This is a genomic window from Collinsella sp. AM33-4BH, from assembly GCF_003469205.1.
In the GTDB taxonomy this organism is placed as follows: Bacteria; Actinomycetota; Coriobacteriia; order Coriobacteriales; family Coriobacteriaceae; genus Collinsella.
In genome coordinates this window covers 13,826-32,669 of sequence record NZ_QSIN01000012.1, presented here as the reverse complement: position 1 = coordinate 32,669, position 18,844 = coordinate 13,826, and the positions used below count along the sequence as shown (strand labels likewise).

Here is an 18,844-nt window from a genome sequence, read left to right as displayed (position 1 = left end):
CCAAGGGGGAGCGAATGTACGATACGGGATCGACAACGTTTATGCTCATCTGCACCATGCTCGTGTTTTTAATGACACCGGGTCTGGCGTTTTTCTATGGCGGCCTGTCCAGGCGCAAAAATGTCATCAACACCATGCTTATGTGCTTTGGCGCCATTGGCCTGGTTGGTGTGCTGTGGATTGTTGCCGGCTGGTCGCTGGCCTACGGTGGCGACGGTTCTAGCCCGTTTATTGGCGGCTTTGACCAGTTGCTGTGCCTGCCGGTGCTCAACCAGGTGCTGCAGGCGGCCGAGGGCAATGCTGCGGATGGTGCCGTCTACCCTCAGATCATCAACATCGCCTTCCAGATGGCGTTTGCCATGATCACCGCCGCTATCGTTACGGGCAGTCTGGCAGGCCGCGTTAAGTTTGGTGCCATGACGGCCTTCCTGGGCATTTGGCTGCTCGTGGTCTATGCGCCGCTCGCCCACATGGTTTGGGGCGGCGATGGTTCCTTTATCGGCGACATCATCGGCGCGCTCGACTTTGCCGGCGGCGACGTGGTACACATTTCGTCCGGTCTCACGGGCCTGATTCTCTGCTTAATGCTCGGCCGTCGTCGCGGCTTTGGCATGGTGAGCTACCGTCCGCATAACGTGCCGTTTGTGGCGCTGGGCGCCGGTCTACTTTGGTTTGGTTGGTTTGGCTTTAACGGCGGCAGCGAGTTTAAGGCCGACGCCGTGGCGGCACTCGCCATCCTCAACACCGTGACGGCCAGCGCGGCGGGCATGGTCTCGTGGCTTGTCGTCGAGCGCGTGCACACCGGTCGCCCCACGCTGGTGGGTGCCAGCACCGGTCTGGTTGCGGGCCTTGTGGTGGTCACGCCGGGTGCGGGCTTTGTCGAGCCGTGGGCAGCGCTGGTCATGGGCCTGATCGTCTCGCCCGTCTGTTACCTGGCCATCAGCCATCTTAAGACCAAGTTTGGCTACGACGATGCGCTCGACGCGTTCGGTTGCCACGGTATCGGCGGCATCTTGGGCGGTGTGCTCACGGGCCTGTTCTGCGTGCCGGAGCTCTCGTGGACCGGTAAGGGCGGCCTGTTCTACACGGGCGACGTGTCGCTGCTTGTCTCGCAGGTTCTGGGCATTGTGGTGACGGTCGTTATTGTGCTGGTGCTCGACTTGGTGATCGCCGCGGTGGTCAAGGCACTGTTCCACGGCAGCCTGCGTGTGGACGAGGCCGACGAGGCGCTGGGCCTGGATGCGAGTCAGCACGGCGAGAGCGCATACCCTTCCTTCTCGGGACTCGATTAGCGGCACGGGTTTCCCAGGCACCCGACCTTGCCCCTCAAACCGTCGCTTGCGTACCGAAGTACGCGGCGCTCCTCTTTCGGGGCAATCTCGGGCACCTGGAAAACCCGTGCCATGTGAAGGTAAATCAATTTCTTTTATTGAAGAGAGGAATTCACTATGAAGAAGATTACAGCGATTGTTCGTGCCGAGAAGCTTGAGGTTCTCAAAGATGCGCTGTTTGCGGCTGATGTTCGCGGCATGACCATCAACCAGGTGCAGGGCTGCGGCGCGCAGCATGGCTGGAAGGAATACGTGCGCGGCAACGAGCTGCTCGTCAACACGATCCCCAAGGTGCAGTTCACCCTCATCTGCGCCGACGAGCATGTCGACGGTATCGTTGACATTATCTGCAACGCCGCTCGCACCGGTGCCGTCGGCGACGGCAAGATTTGGGTCGAGCCGGTCGAAGAAGTCATCCGCATTCGCACCGGCGAACACGGCCCGGCCGCGGTGTAGAATCGACCGTCTGCCATCCGCAACGTTAAAATGCTGCAATGAGGCACAAGACTTGCGTTGCGGATGGGCGGATTATGGGTCGCAATAAATATCCCGAGGAGACGGTCGCGAAGATTCTCGACGCGGCACTGGAGCTATTCTGCGCACAGGGTTATGAGGGGACGAGTATTCAAGATATCGTTGACCGTCTCGACGGCATGACCAAGGGCGCTGTCTATCATCACTTCAAGAGCAAAGAAGAGATTTTCAACGCCGCGTTTGATCGGGCGATGACTCCGATTGTTGAGCACCGCCGCTCGATGCTTGGCGTCGGTAATATGACCGGAGCCCAAAAGCTCAAGCGACTGTACGCTCCCGAGTCCGTTGTTCCACAAATTGAGCTATGGGCACGTATGCGTCCTGCAGCAGATCCGGTAAAAAGCTCGCGCCTACTGGCGATGCAGTACCAGGGCTCATTTGACGAGTCGGCCGATGGCTGTCTCTTGCCAGTGATCGAGGAGGGCATCGCCGACGGCTCCATTGCGTGCGAATGCCCGCGCGAAGCGGCGGAGGCCGTATCGTTGTTGGCGAATCTTTGGCTGCTGCCATTGTTCCGTCCGCTCGAGCCCAAGGAGCGAATGCTCGCTCGCGCACAATGTTTGGCGCAGATGGCTGCCGCGGTGGGGCTCGATTTGGGTAATGAAGTGCTTCAGACAACGGCGCAGATTTGGGACGTATGGGACCGCGCCGGGTGGTAATATAGATACCAACGGTATGTAATTGATTTGTGAGGGTAGCCACGGCTGCCCTTTTCAAGTCATTAAATACATACTAGTGGTATGTATAGGGGGTGGGCTTATGGCTGGGCTGAGAGACGTCGGCGTCTCGTTGAAATCAAAAACAGTGCGGTCAATCAGGCTCGCGGAACTTCTGGTTGCGCAGCTGTGCACGTATTCGATGCTGTCGGCGCTGTGCTTTGCGTATCCACTTTACTTGTTCGATTGCAGTGGATCGTCAACGTTATATGGCGCCGTCGTGGCGACGGCGTTCATACCCGGCGTACTCGCAACTCCGGCTGGTGGGATCTTAGCGGATCGGGGAAGACACCGCGAGGTCCTCGTGTCCCTCGGCATTGCTCTGATGACTGCATCACTGCTGTCTATCCCCATGAAGCGCTCGTTGCCTCTTGCGGTCGTCGTAGTAGCGATACTTTGTGTTCAATATGGTGTTCAATCGCTGCTAAAGCCAATGCTCCAAATTGAGACGGTGCGTATGGCGGGTGAAGAGAAGGTTGAGCGGGCCACTGCATTGGTTTCGCAGATGACCATGGTGAGCAATATCTTGGGTCCTGTGGTCGGGACGGCAGTCTATGGGTGCTTTGGCATCGATGCTCTTTGCACAACCGCGTCGGTGGCGTTTGCGATTTCAGCTCTCTTGTTTGGGGTCGCACTCAAGCAAAACGCCTCATCTGAAACGATGAGAGACGGCGCGACTCGCACGACATGCCGAAACGATTTTCGGGAGTCGATTCGGTATCTGTTGCAAAATGCATCATTGGTCGCTGTGATTTTGCTTGCGGCAGTTTTGAACCTTGCGTTGGTTGGGCTAACGATTGGCGCTCCCATTATTGTTACAAAGCATCTCGGTATGCAATCGTCCTGCGTTGGGATAGTTGAGGTTGCTCTGGGCCTGGGTGGTCTTACCGGCAGTGGCTTGGTCGGCATTTGGCCGCATCGTTTTTCTTTCAATGGCATATGCCGATATGTTGCGATGATCTGTTTTGGAGTCGCGCCGATTATTGTTACGCTGCTGTTCGGCGTAGATGTATGCGTGTTCACCGTGTTTGCGGTTGGTTCGGCATGGGTCATGGTGTGGGCGAGCATTACGTCGGTTGAAATCACCGCGTTTGTTCAGCGGGTAGCGCCGACTGAGCTCTGCGGAAAAGTGCTTTCGGTCGTTTACATGGTCCTTTCCTGCGCAACGCCTATCGGCCAATTGACGTACGGGGTTGCATATGATCGATGGACACCGGCGATTGTATTCGCAGCCATGTTGGCGGTGCTGACGTTGACGACGGCTCTGTTTTATCGGCTGAAAAATCGATTGCGGCGATTGTCTTAACGCGCTGGGGCACCGTGAATTTGTGAAGGCGGTGGTACGCCGCGCCGGGACGGCATTGTTTGGACATGCCTCTCCTTCGTCTACAATATCGGGCAGACGAAGGAGAGGCATGTCCATGATCAAGATGTTCGCGAGTGACTTAGACGGAACGCTGCTGAACGCCCTGCACGAGGCGGATGGGACCATCCGCCGCGCCATTCGCGAGCTGACTGAGGCTGGCCTGCACGTGGTTCCCGCGACTGGACGCTCGACGTTGCCGATCGGCGAGCATGGCTTTACGGGCTTGGCGCTTGACGCCTGCTGCTCCAATGGATCCATCGTGCGCGACAGCCATGGCGAGGTGCTCAAGACTTGGACCATCGACCCGCAGGTCACTGAGGAACTGCTCAAGGCGTTCCCGGACATTTGCTTTGATTGCTCCACGCCCGATGGCATGTTTTCGAGCGGTTCGTTCGAGATGCATCAGGCGGGCTTTAAAAAGGACAGCCCCATCAAGCGTATTGTGATGCGCGGCATGCGTGCGCGCGGCGGGTATCACGAGGAGCAGTATTTCGACCAGTCGATCGGTGACATCCTGCGCCACGATGTATGCAAGATCAATTGTCGCGTGACCTCGCCCGAGCTGGAGCGCGACCTTAAGGCGTATCTTGCCGAGCGCTCGGACCGTGTGGTCAACGCGCCGTTCGATCCGGTGATGTTCGAGATCACGGACGTGGCGTGTAACAAGGGCGAGAGTGTGGCCTGGCTGGCGGGCTACCACGGCATTGCCGAGGACGAGGTCGCGGTTTATGGCGACGGCGGAAACGACATCGCCATGCTCAAGCGTTTCCGCCACAGCTACGCGACCAAAAACGCTAGCGATGCAGCCAAGGTCGCCGCGAGCGCAACTATCGGCAGCTGCATGGTCCACGCCGTCCCCAAACACATGCTCGCCACCATGCATAAGCAGAGCTCCCGCACCATCATCGAATAATGTGACAAAGGGACTGCCCCCTCGTCACATTCCAAATATTGCCTTTACGTGTTGGTACACACGGTGTGCAATAATACTCGCACTGTGCAATAGCGCACAGGCTGAGTAACAAGGAGGACGCTTGTCCCAGCTCGAGAAATGCGATCGCCGGTCCCTTCGCTCGCAGCGTGCCCTTCGCCAGGCACTTGCCAGCGAGCTTGCCGAAAGCGGCGACCTTTCGCGCATTAATGTCGCGTCGCTCACCGAGCGCGCTGGCCTTACGCGCCGCACGTTCTATTCGCACTACCGCGATATCCCCGACTTTATCAATCAAATCGAGGACGGCTTGCTGGCCGAGATCCGTGAGCGCATTGAGCTCATCACCGCAGCTCAGCTGCCCGATCTCTATCACAATATCGACGAGCTCGAGCCGGCGCCCGGTTCGGTTGAGCTGCTGCGTTATCTTGCGGCCAACCGCGACTTAATCGGTGCGCTGCTGGGTCCGGGCGGCGACCAGGCCTTCATTAAAAGGATCATCGACACCGCGCGTGAGGCTGTGGTGCCGCGTGCGCAGACGGGCATTTTGGGCCTGGCGCTGGGCACGTTCTTTGACTACTACGTCACCTACGTCGTGAGCGCCGAGGTTGGCATGATTCAGCGCTGGTTTGAGCGTGGGCTCACCGAATCGCCCGAGGCCATGGCGCGCATTATGACGGTGCTCGCTTTTGTTCGTCCTGGTGACCTGTATGGCCAACCCATCGATATCAACGTGCCGGAATACGGCATGAAGCTATTGAACTTGCAGCTCGAGGACGCGGCCGACACCGCCGCAACCGTCGAGTCCAACAACTAAGAGGAGAGACAATGAGCAAACTCGTCGAGGGCATCAAGGATCGTATGGTCGCTGCCGCACGCGAGGCCGCGCCCGCCGTGGTGGACGCCGCGCAGAAGGCCGCGACCGCGGCTGCCGAGAAAGTTGCCGAGGCAGTTGCCGATGCCAAGAACGCGGCAGGGGAGACGTCCATCGCTAGCGAGCTCGCCACCGCCGCTGAGCCCGTGGCCGCCGCCCACGCCCCCGAAGGCGCGATTTTCAACTCCGAGGCCGCCCGCGGCAACCTGCACCTGGGCATCGACGTGGGCTCCACCACCGTCAAGCTTGCCGTGCTCAACGATGACAACCAGATCGTCTACGCCAAGTACCAGCGCCACCACACCGACGTCCGTGCCTGCGCCCGCGATCTGTTCGAGGGCGCCGCGACTGTGCTGCCGACGGCCCAGATGACCTGCGCCATCACCGGCTCGGGCGGTCTGCTGCTGTCCCAGTGGCTCGACTTGGAGTTTGTCCAGGAGGTCATCGCCAGCAAACGCGCCGTCGAGACCCTTATCCCGGCCACCGATGTCGCCATCGAGCTGGGCGGTGAGGACGCCAAGATCATCTACTTTGACAACGGCATCGAGCAGCGCATGAACGGCACCTGCGCCGGCGGCACGGGCGCGTTCATCGATCAGATGGCCACTCTGCTGCACACCGACGCGAGCGGCCTCAACGAGCTCGCGGCCAACGCCACCACCATCTATCCCATCGCCAGCCGTTGCGGCGTCTTTGCCAAGACCGACGTGCAGCCGCTCCTCAACGAGGGCGCCCGCCCCGAGGACGTCGCCGCTTCCATCTTCCAGGCCGTCGTGACCCAGACCATCTCGGGCCTGGCGTGCGGCCGTCCCATTCGCGGCAACGTCGCCTTCCTGGGCGGCCCGCTGCAGTATCTCTCCGAGTTGCGCCACCGCTTCTACCTCACGCTCAACCTGGACGAGGAGCACCGCATTGTGCCCCAAAACGCCCACCTGTTTGTGGCGAGCGGCGCTGCCATGGCGCACGAGTCCAACAAGCTCAGCACGTTCCCGCAGCTTATCGAGGCCATCGACAGCCTGGGTGACACGCAGGGTGCCGAGGTCGAGCGCCTGGATCCGCTCTTTGCCACCGACGAGGACTTTGCCGAGTTCAAGAACCGCCACGACCAGGAAGTCGTCCCCAAGGGTAAGCTCGACGGCTACACCGGCCGCGTGTTCATCGGCATCGACGCCGGCTCCACCACCATGAAGGCCGCGCTCGTGGGCGAGGACGGCCAGCTGTTGCACACCTGGTACGGCAACAACAACGGCGACATCCTGGGCACGGCCAAGGTCATCATGGCCGATTTCTACAATCACATCCCTGCCGGCTGCACCATCGGCCACGTGACCACCACGGGCTACGGCGAGGCGCTGCTCATCGAGGCCCTCAAGGCCGATTCCGGCGAGATCGAGACCGTCGCGCACCTGCGCGGCGCCAAGGCATTCCTGCCCGGTGTCGAGTTTATCCTGGACATCGGCGGCCAGGACATGAAGTGCCTGCGCGTGAAGGACGGCGTCATCGAGCACATTATGCTCAACGAGGCCTGCTCATCGGGCTGCGGCAGCTTTATCGAGAGCTTCGCCGTGTCCATGAACATGGACGTGCGCGCGTTCGCCGATGCCGCCATCCATGCCAAGGCCCCGGTCGATTTGGGCAGCCGCTGCACGGTCTTTATGAACTCGCGCGTCAAGCAGGCGCAAAAGGAAGGTGCCACGGTGGGCGACATCGCGGCCGGCCTGTCCTATTCCGTCATCAAGAATGCCCTGTTCAAGGTCATTAAGCTGCGCGACCCCAAGGAGATCGGCAGCCAGGTGATCGTTCAGGGTGGCACCTTTATGTCCGATGCCACGCTGCGCGCATATGAGCAGCTCACCGGCGTGCACGCCGTGCGTCCCGACATCGCCGGCTGCATGGGTGCTTACGGTGCGGCCCTGCTCGCCCGCGACCGCGCCGGCGCCGACGGCACCTCGACCATCCTTTCTGCCGAGGACATCGCGCACCTCACCGTGACGCAAAAACACGTCCGCTGCGGCCGTTGCTCCAATAACTGCCAGCTCACCGTCAACGATTTTGGCGGCGGCAGGCGTTTCATTACCGGTAACCGCTGCGAGAAGGGTGCCGGCCACAAAAAGCAAAAAACCGAGGCTCCTAACCTCTTTAAAAAGAAAAACGAGCTGCTCTTTAACCGCGAGGTGCTGAGCCCCGACGAGGCCCCGCGCGGCACCGTGGGTATCCCGCGCGCACTCAACATGTACGAGAACTACCCCTTCTGGCATGCGTTCTTTACGCGCCTGGGCTTTAGCGTGCAGCTGTCCGACCAGTCGAGCAAGAAGACCTACCAGGCGGGCATCGAGTCCATGCCGTCCGAGAGCGTGTGCTATCCGGCAAAGATGAGCCACGGCCATGTGATGAACCTTATCGACCGCGATGTCGACTTCATCTGGATGCCGTGCGTGCGCTGGGAGCGCAAGGAGGATCCGACGGCTGGCAACTGCTATAACTGCCCCATCGTCATGAGCTACCCCACGGCGTTGGCACTCAACATCGACGAGATCCGCGAGCAGAACATCGAGTTCCTGTATCCGTTTGTGCCGTATCACGACAAGACCGAGCTCAAGCGCCGTCTGTACCAGGTGCTCGCCGTCGACCGTGTGGCCGATGCGCAAGCCGGTCGCGGTCGCGTGCGTGGGCCCAAGATCACGCGCTCCGAGGTCGATGCCGCTGTCAACGCTGCCTTTGAGGCCGATGCGCGTTTCCATGAGGACATCCAGACCATGGGCGAGGAGGCTCTTAAGTGGGTCGAGGACCACGGTGGCCACGGCATTGTGCTCGCCGGCCGCCCCTACCATAACGACCCCGAGATCAACCATGCCCTGCCCGAGCTTATCTCGAGCTTTGGCTTTGCGGTCTTTACCGAGGATTCGCTCGCGCACCTGGTAAAGCCTGAGCGTCCGATTCGCGTCGTCGACCAGTGGATGTACCACAGCCGCCTGTATGCCGTCGCCCGTTTTGTGACGATGCGCAACGACCTGGATCTGATCCAGCTCAATTCCTTCGGCTGTGGCCTGGACGCTCTGACCACCGACCAGGTGCAGGAAATCCTTGAGGCCAGCGGCAAGATCTACACCGTGCTCAAGATCGACGAGGTGTCCAACCTGGGCGCTGCGCGCATCCGCATCCGCTCGCTCATGGCGGCGCTCAAGGACCAGGAGGCCGAGCGCTTGGCCGAGGCTACGGCAGCGGGCGAGGCCTACGAGCAGGGCGACGCCGCGCCGGTGGCACCCTCCATGGATGCTCCCGCATTCGCGAGCCGCAAGTACACGTTCGAGGCGCAGCGTGAGAGCGCCTCGACCGCATGGCCCAAGGTGCCCTTTACCGAGCAGATGCGCGAGGAGGGTTACACCATCCTGTGCCCGCAGATGGCGCCGATCCACTTTGACCTGGTCAAAGAGGTGTTCCGCGGTGCCGGCTACAACCTGGAGCTGCTGCCCTCGACTGACCACGATGCCGTCGAGGCCGGTCTGCGCTATGTGAACAACGACATCTGCTATCCGTCGATCCTGGTGACGGGTCAGATCATGGAGGCCATCGAGAGCGGTCGGTACGACCTGTCCAAGACAGCCGTGGTCATCAGCCAGACCGGCGGTGGCTGCCGTGCCACCAACTACATCGCGCTTATCCGCAAGGCCCTGCGCGAGAGCGGCCACCCCGAGATTCCGGTGATCTCGCTTTCGGCCGTGGCGCTGGGCGAGGACAACCCCGGCTTTAAGATTACGCCGGCGCTGCTTAAGCAGGCAGTCTACGCGGTGCTCTTTGGCGACGTGATGATGCAGATGCTCTATCGTTGCCGCCCGTACGAGGCAACGCCCGGTGCGGCGAACGCACTCTACGAGGAGTACATGGCGCGCGCCCGCAAGCTGGCGCCCAAGTTCAACAGGCATAACTACACCAAGCTGTGCCGCGAGGCCATCCGCGCGTTCGATACCATGCCGCTTGTGGGCGAGGGCACCAAGCCGCGCGTGGGCGTGGTCGGCGAGATCTTGGTCAAGTTCCATCCCACGGCCAACAACCACGTGGTCGACGTCATCGAGCGCGAGGGTTGCGAGGCTGTGGTGCCGGGCCTGCTCGACTTCTTCCTCTACTCCATGAGTAACGCCGAACTGCAGAAGGACGAGCTGGGCAGCTCCGCCACGACGCGTGCGGGCATGCAAGCGCTCATCAAGCTCGTGGACTGGATGCGTACGCCGGTGGAAGAGATGCTCGAGAAGTCCCGTCGCTTTGAGGCGCCCGAGCGCATCGGTGCCATGGCCGACAAGGCCCGCACGGTGCTTTCGGTGTGCAACAACATGGGCGAGGGCTGGTTGCTCACGGCCGAGATGCTCGACCTGATCGACCATGGTGCGCCCAACATCATCTGCACGCAGCCCTTTGCGTGCCTGCCCAACCACGTGGTGGGCAAGGCCGTGATCAAGGAGCTGCGCCGCCAGCATCCCGAGAGCAACATCGTCGCTGTGGACTACGATCCCGGTGCGTCCGAGGTCAACCAGCTCAACCGCATTAAACTCATGATCAGCGTGGCCAAGGAGAACATGCGCGCCGGTAAGGGCTTTAAGCTCGAGAAGGTGGCGCCGCTCGCGATGGACGAGGTCACTGGCCAGATGCGTGCCCACGACGGCTGCGCGAGCTGCGGACCGGCCAGCGAGGAAGCCGTTGCGTCGGTCGCCGAGCGTCTGGGACGCGGCATTAAGAAGTAACTGGCCTGCTATGGGCTAGATATGAGACAAACGGGCGGTAGCGTATCGACTACCACCCGTTTTTGCTGGACATATGTTGCGTAAATGCCCCAACTATCACCCTTTGCGAACTTAGATTTCGGAAGTATGCGGCAAAATCTGAATAGGCCGAGCACACCGGATATGTCCAAGCTCTGTACCTGCGGTTTTATTGGCGAAAAACCAGGATGTGCTCAAGAGTTCCGGAATTTGCCGCATACTTCCAAAAACGACGTCTCGGTGGCACCAAAAACTGTCCTCGGAACCCTGAGATAATGAACATATGTAGCCGTTTGCCGCGAAATACCGCCCGTTTATAGAACCCACCCCCAGCGTGCGTCATCCTTACGGTTGAATAAATACACATCTATGGAATTACGTAAGAGAGGACCGTTCCATGAGCTACAAGACCGTTTGTGTTGCCGGCGGCGGCGTGTTGGGAAGCCAGATTGCCTTTCAGGCTGCCTACTGCGGCTTTGATGTAACGATTTGGCTGCGCAGCGAGGGCAGCATCGGCCGCACCCAGCCCAAGATCGATCGCGTGCGCAAGGAGTACATCGCGGCAATCGAGGGCATGGCGGACGGTACGGGCGAGTGGTGCGCCGGTATCGCCGATGGCACCCAGCCCTTCGACAAGGAAGCGGCGCTCGCCGCCGTCGAGCGTGCCTACTCCACACTCAAGCTGGAGCTCGATCTTGCCAAGGCCGTGGCCGACGCCGACCTGGTCATCGAGTCTATGGCCGAGGACACCCAGGCAAAGATCGACTTCTACAAGAAGCTCGCCCCGGTTCTGCCGCAAAAGACCGTCATCGTGACCAACTCATCCACGCTGCTGCCGAGCACCTTTGCCAAGTACACCGGCCGTCCCGAGAAGTACCTGTCGCTGCACTTTGCCAACTCTATCTGGAAGAACAACATGACCGAGGTCATGGCACAGGACCAAACCGACAAGCGCTACTTCGACGAGCTCGTCGACTTCGCCAACGACATCCGCATGCTTGCCCTGCCCGTCAACAAGGAAAAGAACGGCTACCTGCTCAACTCCATGCTGGTACCGTGGTTGCTTTCGGGTCTTGACCTGTACGTTTCGGGCGTGAGCGACCCCAAGAGCATTGACCTCGCATGGACGCGTGGCACCGGCGCTCCCAAGGGCCCGTTCCGCGTATTCGACACGGTGGGTATCCAGACGGCCTACAACATCGTCATGCAGTATCAGAAGGTGCCGGGCTTGGTGAGCCCGCTGCTCAAGAAGATGATGATGCCCTACAACTTTAAGGCTATGGCGTCCGTCCTCAAGAAGATGCTCGACGAAGGTAAGCTGGGCGAAAGCTCGGGCGAGGGCTTCTTTACGTACTAAAAATGATCTCTTGGGGGCGGAAGCGTTGGGGATCTACGGTAGTATGCGACAAGATCTGAATAGGTCGAGCAAGAGCCGTAGCGCGCGTTGACGTTTGGCCAATAGAACGCAAAAATGCACCGTTCGCCGATACTCCTCTCGCGAGTGGTTGCCATATGGTTTGATGTTGTAAACATATGATTGCCGGCAGGCCGTAGGTGACGTTCGTCATGATACCGGAGGTACCAAGTATGTTTTGCACTCCGTTAAACAAGTATCGGGCTGGTTGACATGAACCGCCGTACTATCTCGATAGCCCTCGCAGTGGTCTGCCTGGCTGTGCTCCTGGGCGCTGCAGGGCAGTTTGCTATAAATCGAGAAACATCCTATATGCAGGAATGCGTTTCCGAAGGCTTTGCCATTGATGGTTACTATCGGGATGACGAAACAAGTCGGGAAACCCTGGCTTTTCTTGAGGAGGACAACTGTCGATGGCAGCTGGTCGACCAAGACGGAATCTGCACAGACGGGCAGTTTAAGCGTACGGATGACCCCAACATCCTGATATTAAAGAAGGAAAACGGCGAAGAATTCGGTGCGGTCCACGTGGCGTATATTTCGCGCCGACGCGATCAGGGCTTGCTCTACCTATTTAGAGATACCAGGGTGACCCGTTTTTATCTGGTGAGTACCGGTCCGGCGTTTACAGTGGAGTCTGGCGATGTCGATGCGGACAGATGATTCACGGCAATAAATCAGCGAGCGGAGCGCGGCCATGGACCGCGCCCCGCTATTTGCTCGTGGCCCGCGTCACGTCTGCGCCATGTCGTGACTCGCGGCTGCGCGCATCCATCCCACGTCGCGTATTACTGCACATCAAACTCCACGCGATCGAGCTCGGGCACATTGAGGTCGATGAGCTTGCGGGCTACACGGCGGTCGTGTGCCCCAAGCGCCTCGCTTGTCGTCACGTGGGCGACAACCTCGCGCTCGACAAGGCCCTCCTCCTCGCCTTCGGTGGCCGAGGTCTCGACGGCAACGGTGTAATCCTTAAAGCCCGGCAGCACCGCGGCAAGCTCGCGCGTGGTTTCGGTGACGCCGTAGCCGTCCTGCACGCCGGCCTGTGCCGAGCCAATGGACCCCGCGGTCATGACGATGCAGGGGATGGCAAAGATCACCGTACCCACGATGATGCGGCGGCGCACCTTGTGTGACAGCTCATCGACCTCGGCATTTTCCTCGGCGGTCACAATGCCGTCGCCGTTGAGGTCGCGCTTGAGCGGCACGCGCAAAAGAAGTAGTACGGCTTCGGCCGCCAGCGCGATAAAGACGACGTTGATGCCAAACTCGTAGAGGGCCGAGAGAAACAGCGACCCGCTCGCGATGGCGATGCCATAGCCCGCCGCGCACAGGGGCGGCATGAGCGCGGTCGCCACGGCCACGCCGGCGATGAGCGTGGCGGGTTCCTGGTCGCGCGAGTTGCCCAGTCCGCCCGCAAAGCCGCCCGCGAGCGCGACGGCAAGGTCCCACACAGTCGGTGTCGAGTTGTCGATGATGGCGGCCGTGGTGGTGCCAAGGGGCGAGAGCTTAAAGTACAGCGTGGACGTGATTAGACAAAAGACCATCTGCAGCGCGAGGCCGGCAATTGCCTCGACGGCAATCTCGCGGTCGAGCGTGGCGATGCCGTATGCCATGGCAAGGACCGAGCCCATGAGCGGACAGATGAGCATGGCGCCCACGATGGCAATGTCCGAGTCGATATCGAGGCCGATGCTCGCGATCAACATGGCAATGATCAGGATGCATAAGTGCGAGCCAGTCAGGCGCGCCCCGTTTACAAAGCGCTTGCGAATCACGTGATAGGGCGCGCGTCCCTCGCGTATGTTGAACGCCTGCTTAAGGAAACGGGTGGCATTCTCCATGGCCTCGCTGTGTGCAGGGCGTATACCGTGACGACGATGATGACGCTCGCGCAGCCGCTTGATCTGTTGTTTGTCGAGTTCCATGCTTACCTCGTTTAGCTTCTGAGCCGCTTCTTGCGTCTGTCGTCTTTACTCTACACCGCGTTAGGCGAGGTGTCAGACAAGGTTTGTTGACCTGGAAGTCAGGACAATCGACATGGCTAAAACGCCGTGAGGATCATAAGAGTCAAATAGACAAAAAAGCGCGGGGCCGGTTTGATTCCGACCCCGCGCTCTGCGCTGGTGCGTTGTTGTTCGGCCTACCCCAGCAGGCTTAAGCCCACGGAGACAAACGCCAGGATAACGCCGACGATGGACTCGCCGCCCAGCAGGCCGCTGGCGACAACCAGGCCCTGCTCCTGGAAGGCGGCGTCCTTGGCAGCCTTCTCCTCGTCCGAAAGACCGGCAGTGGCGTCGCGGCGTGCGGCCCACTTGTCGTAGGCGAGCTTGACGCAGGAGCCCAGGAATGCCGTGAGTGACATGTAGAACGGCAGGTACACGCCCAGGCCGATCATCATGGCCGGAATGCCGAGCCAGTACATGACGATGCCGGCGATAAAGCCGCCAACGAACCACGGCACGCTTGGGATGCCCGAGACCATGGTGGCGACAACGCTTGCCTGCGCGGCAACAAAGCTCTTGTCGGGGCCAAAGGCGTCCGGGCCATAGGCGGTGACGAGCGCGACCATGACGGCTGCGGCGACCAGGGCGCCCACGATGCCGCCGATGGCCTGGCCGATCCACTGTGCACGCGGGTTGGTGCCCAGCACGGCGCCGGCTTTAAAGTCGTTCATGACGTCGCCCGCAAGGCCGCACGCCACGGCTACGATGCCGGCGATAAAGAACAGCTTGACCTGAGCGATCTGTGCGAAGGCAGCCACGATGAGCATGACGATGAGGCCAAAGATCTCCATGGGGTCGATGCCCGTCTGGCCGCAGCTCTGTGCGCTCATAATGGTAGTGACAAAGGTGAACAGCGTCACGATGACGGCCGGGACGGGACCAAGGTCGAGCGCGATGGCGACGATCACGGCGATGGCGGCAGCGCCCAGGCCGATGATGCCGGCGTCGAGCTTAAGGGAGCCCGAGATGAGCGACTGCTCGTCGGTGTCGGTGGAGCTGTCGGCGGCAAGACCGCGGACGATGCCGGCGACCTGCGGCAGGATGTCCTTGAGGACGACGGCGACGCCAAAGCCCATCATGAGGCCCATGCCGAGCGATTTGACGATGCCTTGCGCAGTCACAACGTCGAATAGACCGGCAGCGGTGCCGCCCACGATGATGCCAAAGTTACCTAGCAGCGCGCCGGCAAACCAGAAGGCAACCGGGGCGAAGCCAACCAAAAAGCCGATGGAGAGCAGCATGGGCGAGTTATAGATGGCAAAGGTCACGCCGGGGATATTGAGCGTGCACAGCATGCTGGGCACCACGCCCAGAGCGTCGCGAAGCACGCTGTAGATGCCTGCGATGGCCATGGAGCCAAAGAGCTGCTTGCCGGTCTTGCCGCCGGCCTCGGTGGCGCGCAGTGTCTGAGCTGCGGCATTGCCGGTGGGAAACTCCAGCGCGGCGTCCACGATAAAGTGGCGGTGGATGAGCGCCGTTGCCAGCAGGCCCAAGATGGTGCCGACGAGTGCCACGATAAACATGTCGAGCCAGCTGATCTGGTCGGCATAGCCCAGCATCCAGGCGCCCGGGATGGTAAACGCCAGGCCGCCGGCGACCATGGCGCCTGCGGACATGATGGTATGGGTGACGTTTGCCTCGTTGAGGCTGGCGTTGCCCATGAGCTTCAGGAAGAACAGCGAGATGACGGCAGCGAAGACGATCGGCCAGGGGAGTGCACCCATCTTGAGGGCCGTGTAGGCCGAGCTTGCCGTGATGATCACGCAGCCAAGGACGCCTATGACGACGCCGCGCAGCGTGAGTTGCCCGCGCATCGAAGCGCGGTTCGAGGGATTGCTCATATAGAACTCCTTTGCGTATATCCGCTTCCCCCGGGAGCGCCGTTACGGATACGGCGCGGGAAGTCGGGTTACCAAGGGCCGCCGCGTGAGCTCGCAAACGACCGCGCACCAGTATAGCCGCAAGCTAGTCATTTTGGGATGACTGGTTTAGGTAGGCGATATACTGCTGGGCAGACGAAAGGAGCGCCGACGATGCTTAATGGGTGCGCATATATATTGACGGTCGACGTGGGCAACACGTTCATTCGCTTTGGCCTGTTTGCAGAGGATTCGGCCGCGGCGCAGGAATGTCCGCTTGCGACATGCGAGATCACGACGCCGTCGAGCATTACGGCCGACGAGGCACGCATGCGACTTGTACAGGTCATGGGCGCGCTCGCCGCCGATGCAGGTGTGCCCGGGGTGCTTGCACCCGCCGCGGCCGTGCTGAGCTGTGTAGTCCCGGCGCTCGAGCGCCCGTGGAAGGCGGCACTTTCCCGCACCTGCACGGGGCGCGTGCTCACCGTGGGGCCGGGACTTAAGACCGGCATACCCGTGCACTACGACGATCCGGCCGAGATCGGTCCCGACCGCATCGCCGATGCCGTGGCGGCCCGCGCCGTCTACGGCTCGCCGTGCATCGTGATTGACCTGGGCACGACGACCAATATCGAGGTCATCGACGCGCACGGTACCTTTGTGGGCGGCGTTATCGCGCCAGGCCTGGCCCTCGGCGCCCGTTCGCTTTCGGCGGCAGCAGCGCGCCTACCCCAGGTTGAGCCCTCGGCGCCAACGCACGTCATCGGACGCAACACGCGCGAGGCCATGCGCTCGGGTGTGGTTTTGGGCGAGGTAGCCCGCATCGACGGAATGCTCGACATGGTGCTTGCCGAGATGCGCGCGACCAAGGCCGCGGGGGAGGGCGATGTGCCCATCGTCATTACCGGCGACGATGCCGAGGCACTTGCGGCGCTGGTCGGCCATAGCCTGACGGTAGACGACGCGCTGACGTTGCGGGGTCTCGCCGAGCTCTACCGCATCAGCCAAAAGCCCCGCCGCGCGTAGGGCGAGGGGCTGTGGGATAAGCGCCCCCACCTTTCACCTGCTACAATGGGCCAAACTATTGCGATTGCGGAGGTGTCTGCCATGTCGGACGATCTTCATCAAACCGCGTCGGGCAAGCGCCGCGACGTTATTAGCTGGGACGAGTTCTTTATGAGCGTGGCCATCGCCGCGCAGCGCCGCAGCAAGGACCCCAACACGCAGGTGGGAGCGTGCATCGCCAGCACCAACCACCGCATCCTTTCGGTGGGTTACAACGGCACGCCCTCGGCGCTCAACGACGACTTTTTCCCGTGGGGTACGAGCGATGACCCGCTGCAGGACAAGCACAACTACGTGGTCCATGCCGAGGCCAACGCCGTGCTCAACTACCGTGGCTCGCTCAAGGACCTCGAGGGTTCCACGGTTTACGTCACGCTGTTCCCGTGCCACGACTGCGCCAAGATCCTGGCGCAGGTGGGCGTGGGCGAGGTCGTCTACCTCGACAATAAATATGCCGACACCGATGACGGCCGTATCAGCCGCCGCATTCTCGACTCCTGCGGCATCAGCTACCGCCAGGTCATCGTCGATGTCCAGATTGGTACCGGGGGACAGGCTCGGCAGTAGCGCGTGCCAACGCCAGCTGGCGGCAAAACAGCCAAAAGAGCCCCGTCCCAAATTGACTGCTCGTGAAAGTCGTGTCCGCACGCATGGCTGGCGCCTAAGCGGGTACATGGCTGTAGTAACATAGCCCCTGTCCGCGGGCGTGCCCGCGTTATTGTGAGAAAGGAGCCCCTGTGGCTGTTAACGAAGAGCTGCTTAAGAAGGTTCTTGAAGAGATTCGCCCCAACCTGCAGGCCGATGGCGGCGATATGGAGTATGTGGGCGTCGACGACGAGGGTGTTGTCAAGTTGGAGCTGCAGGGCGCCTGCGCCGGCTGCCCCATGAGCTCGCTAACCCTTTCCATGGGTATCGAGCGCATCCTGAAGGAGCATGTGCCCGGCGTTACCCGCGTTGAGCAGGTCAATGCTTCCGGCGAGGCCGAGGACCTGTACGACGAGTACGCGCCGTTCTAAGATGCGAAAGCTGCGGACGGTACGCTTCGCATAGACGTTACGCCCAAATATGCGGCTGCGAGCGTAAGGCCCGCGGCCGCATTTGTATGTAGGGAGCAGGGGGATCGATATGCTCAACGACCTCTACCATATGCTTGATCCCGTCGCGATCTCGGCGGGCCCCATCACCATCTACTGGTACGGCCTGGCCTACGTGGTCGGTGCTCTGCTCACGGCGGTCGTTATGTACCGCACGCAGCGTCGTTGGGGCTTCAACATTACGATTGATGACCTGACGAGCGTCGTGGTCGGCGCGGTCTTTGGCCTCATCATCGGCGCGCGCCTGTTTTACGTCGTCTTTTACGGCGATGGCTACTATTGGACCCACCCGCTCGAGATCTTTGCCACCAACGAGGGCGGCATGAGCTTCCACGGTGGCCTGGTCGGCGGCATCTTGGGCGGCATCATCGTGTGCCGCATGTATAAGCTCGACGCCTGGACCGTCGCCGACCTTGCCGTTATCGGCGCTCCGCTGGCGCTGTGCCTGGGACGCTGCGCCAATTTCGTCAACGGCGAGCTGTGGGGTAAGCCGACCGATCTGCCCTGGGGTGTGGTCTTTGGCGGCACCGCGGGCGATATGCCGCGCCATCCCTCCCAGCTCTACGAGGCGTTTCTAGAGGGCATTGTGCTCTTTTGCATCCTGCAGGTGCTCAGTCGCAAAAAACCGCTGCTGCCCCAGGGTACGTTTATGGGCGTCTTTGTGATGGGCTACGGCATCGTTCGCTTTTTGATTGAGTTTGTGCGCGTGCCCGATGCGCAGCTGGGCTATCTGCTGGGAGGCGTTATCACCATGGGCCAGCTGCTGAGTTTGCCGCTCGTGATCGCCGGCCTGGCGCTCATCATCTTCGCCCGACACCGCAATCGTCCCCAGCGTATCTACCTGGACGTCTAACCACCACAAAGGGGACAGGCACCTTTGTGGTGGTTTGCTGGGCAACAATG

Annotated in this window: 15 protein-coding genes; 13 read left to right on the top strand and 2 right to left on the bottom strand. The window is 60.9% G+C overall.

Annotated elements, in window-relative coordinates:
• The first annotated feature begins 14 nt into the window (after positions 1–14).
• From DW821_RS08630 to DW821_RS08590, 9 genes are all read left to right on the top strand, one after another.
• The gene (locus DW821_RS08630; protein WP_118066499.1) at positions 15–1,292 is read left to right on the top strand and encodes an ammonium transporter; all 1,278 of its coding nucleotides are present in this window, start codon (positions 15–17) and stop codon (positions 1,290–1,292) included.
• Between the two features lie 156 nt (positions 1,293–1,448).
• Positions 1,449–1,787 (top strand): P-II family nitrogen regulator, encoded by a 339-nt coding sequence (locus DW821_RS08625; protein WP_117629936.1) that lies wholly within the window; start codon positions 1,449–1,451, stop codon positions 1,785–1,787.
• A gap of 74 nt (positions 1,788–1,861) precedes the next feature.
• Positions 1,862–2,524 (top strand): TetR/AcrR family transcriptional regulator, encoded by a 663-nt coding sequence (locus DW821_RS08620; RefSeq protein ID WP_158549320.1) that lies wholly within the window; start codon positions 1,862–1,864, stop codon positions 2,522–2,524.
• A 100-nt stretch (positions 2,525–2,624) separates the two neighbouring features.
• On the top strand, positions 2,625–3,887 hold the full coding sequence (locus DW821_RS08615; RefSeq protein ID WP_118066497.1) for an MFS transporter: 1,263 nt from the start codon (positions 2,625–2,627) through the stop codon (positions 3,885–3,887).
• 115 nt (positions 3,888–4,002) lie between these two features.
• Positions 4,003–4,860, top strand: coding sequence for an HAD-IIB family hydrolase (locus DW821_RS08610; RefSeq protein WP_117756920.1), 858 nt, complete (start codon positions 4,003–4,005; stop codon positions 4,858–4,860).
• A 121-nt stretch (positions 4,861–4,981) separates the two neighbouring features.
• Positions 4,982–5,692 (top strand): TetR/AcrR family transcriptional regulator, encoded by a 711-nt coding sequence (locus tag DW821_RS08605; RefSeq protein ID WP_040358972.1) that lies wholly within the window; start codon positions 4,982–4,984, stop codon positions 5,690–5,692.
• Positions 5,693–5,703: 11 nt separating this feature from the next.
• Positions 5,704–10,485: a 2-hydroxyacyl-CoA dehydratase gene (locus DW821_RS08600; protein WP_117756875.1), complete on the top strand. Its 4,782-nt coding sequence runs from the start codon at positions 5,704–5,706 to the stop codon at positions 10,483–10,485.
• A gap of 415 nt (positions 10,486–10,900) precedes the next feature.
• The gene (locus DW821_RS08595) at positions 10,901–11,860 is read left to right on the top strand and encodes a 3-hydroxyacyl-CoA dehydrogenase (protein ID WP_117756876.1); all 960 of its coding nucleotides are present in this window, start codon (positions 10,901–10,903) and stop codon (positions 11,858–11,860) included.
• Between the two features lie 270 nt (positions 11,861–12,130).
• Entirely contained in the window at positions 12,131–12,580 is a 450-nt protein-coding gene (locus tag DW821_RS08590; protein ID WP_117637650.1) for a hypothetical protein, read from the top strand.
• A 125-nt stretch (positions 12,581–12,705) separates the two neighbouring features.
• Here DW821_RS08590 and DW821_RS08585 read toward each other — a convergent pair whose 3' ends face one another.
• Complete coding sequence (locus tag DW821_RS08585; RefSeq protein WP_117756877.1) at positions 12,706–13,845, bottom strand: DUF389 domain-containing protein; 1,140 nt, start codon at positions 13,843–13,845, stop codon at positions 12,706–12,708.
• A gap of 215 nt (positions 13,846–14,060) precedes the next feature.
• Complete coding sequence (locus tag DW821_RS08580; protein ID WP_117756878.1) at positions 14,061–15,764, bottom strand: OPT/YSL family transporter; 1,704 nt, start codon at positions 15,762–15,764, stop codon at positions 14,061–14,063.
• Positions 15,765–15,956: 192 nt separating this feature from the next.
• On the opposite strand from DW821_RS08580, the gene DW821_RS08575 reads away from it, so the two are divergent.
• The 4 genes from DW821_RS08575 (at position 15,957) to lgt (ending at position 18,794) form a co-directional block, all read left to right on the top strand.
• Positions 15,957–16,808, top strand: a complete 852-nt coding sequence (locus tag DW821_RS08575) for a type III pantothenate kinase (protein WP_117756879.1) — start codon at positions 15,957–15,959, stop codon at positions 16,806–16,808.
• Positions 16,809–16,889: 81 nt separating this feature from the next.
• Positions 16,890–17,414 carry a dCMP deaminase family protein gene (locus DW821_RS08570; protein ID WP_117584124.1) on the top strand — a complete coding sequence of 175 codons (525 nt, stop codon included), beginning with the start codon at positions 16,890–16,892 and terminating at the stop codon, positions 17,412–17,414.
• A gap of 170 nt (positions 17,415–17,584) precedes the next feature.
• A complete protein-coding gene (locus tag DW821_RS08565; protein ID WP_035137589.1) occupies positions 17,585–17,863 on the top strand; it encodes a NifU family protein in 279 nt (92 codons plus the stop codon).
• Positions 17,864–17,972: 109 nt separating this feature from the next.
• A complete protein-coding gene (gene lgt, locus DW821_RS08560; RefSeq protein WP_118066495.1) occupies positions 17,973–18,794 on the top strand; it encodes a prolipoprotein diacylglyceryl transferase in 822 nt (273 codons plus the stop codon).
• Positions 18,795–18,844 lie beyond the last annotated feature (50 nt).

Coding starts and splice junctions, on each gene's coding strand:
- DW821_RS08630 (WP_118066499.1), top strand. CDS start 15: ATGTACGATACGGGATCGACAACGTTTATGCTCATCTGCACCATGCTC.
- DW821_RS08625 (WP_117629936.1), top strand. CDS start 1,449: ATGAAGAAGATTACAGCGATTGTTCGTGCCGAGAAGCTTGAGGTTCTC.
- DW821_RS08620 (WP_158549320.1), top strand. CDS start 1,862: ATGGGTCGCAATAAATATCCCGAGGAGACGGTCGCGAAGATTCTCGAC.
- DW821_RS08615 (WP_118066497.1), top strand. CDS start 2,625: ATGGCTGGGCTGAGAGACGTCGGCGTCTCGTTGAAATCAAAAACAGTG.
- DW821_RS08610 (WP_117756920.1), top strand. CDS start 4,003: ATGATCAAGATGTTCGCGAGTGACTTAGACGGAACGCTGCTGAACGCC.
- DW821_RS08600 (WP_117756875.1), top strand. CDS start 5,704: ATGAGCAAACTCGTCGAGGGCATCAAGGATCGTATGGTCGCTGCCGCA.
- DW821_RS08595 (WP_117756876.1), top strand. CDS start 10,901: ATGAGCTACAAGACCGTTTGTGTTGCCGGCGGCGGCGTGTTGGGAAGC.
- DW821_RS08590 (WP_117637650.1), top strand. CDS start 12,131: ATGAACCGCCGTACTATCTCGATAGCCCTCGCAGTGGTCTGCCTGGCT.
- DW821_RS08585 (WP_117756877.1), bottom strand. CDS start 13,845: ATGGAACTCGACAAACAACAGATCAAGCGGCTGCGCGAGCGTCATCAT.
- DW821_RS08580 (WP_117756878.1), bottom strand. CDS start 15,764: ATGAGCAATCCCTCGAACCGCGCTTCGATGCGCGGGCAACTCACGCTG.
- DW821_RS08575 (WP_117756879.1), top strand. CDS start 15,957: ATGCTTAATGGGTGCGCATATATATTGACGGTCGACGTGGGCAACACG.
- DW821_RS08570 (WP_117584124.1), top strand. CDS start 16,890: ATGTCGGACGATCTTCATCAAACCGCGTCGGGCAAGCGCCGCGACGTT.
- lgt (WP_118066495.1), top strand. CDS start 17,973: ATGCTCAACGACCTCTACCATATGCTTGATCCCGTCGCGATCTCGGCG.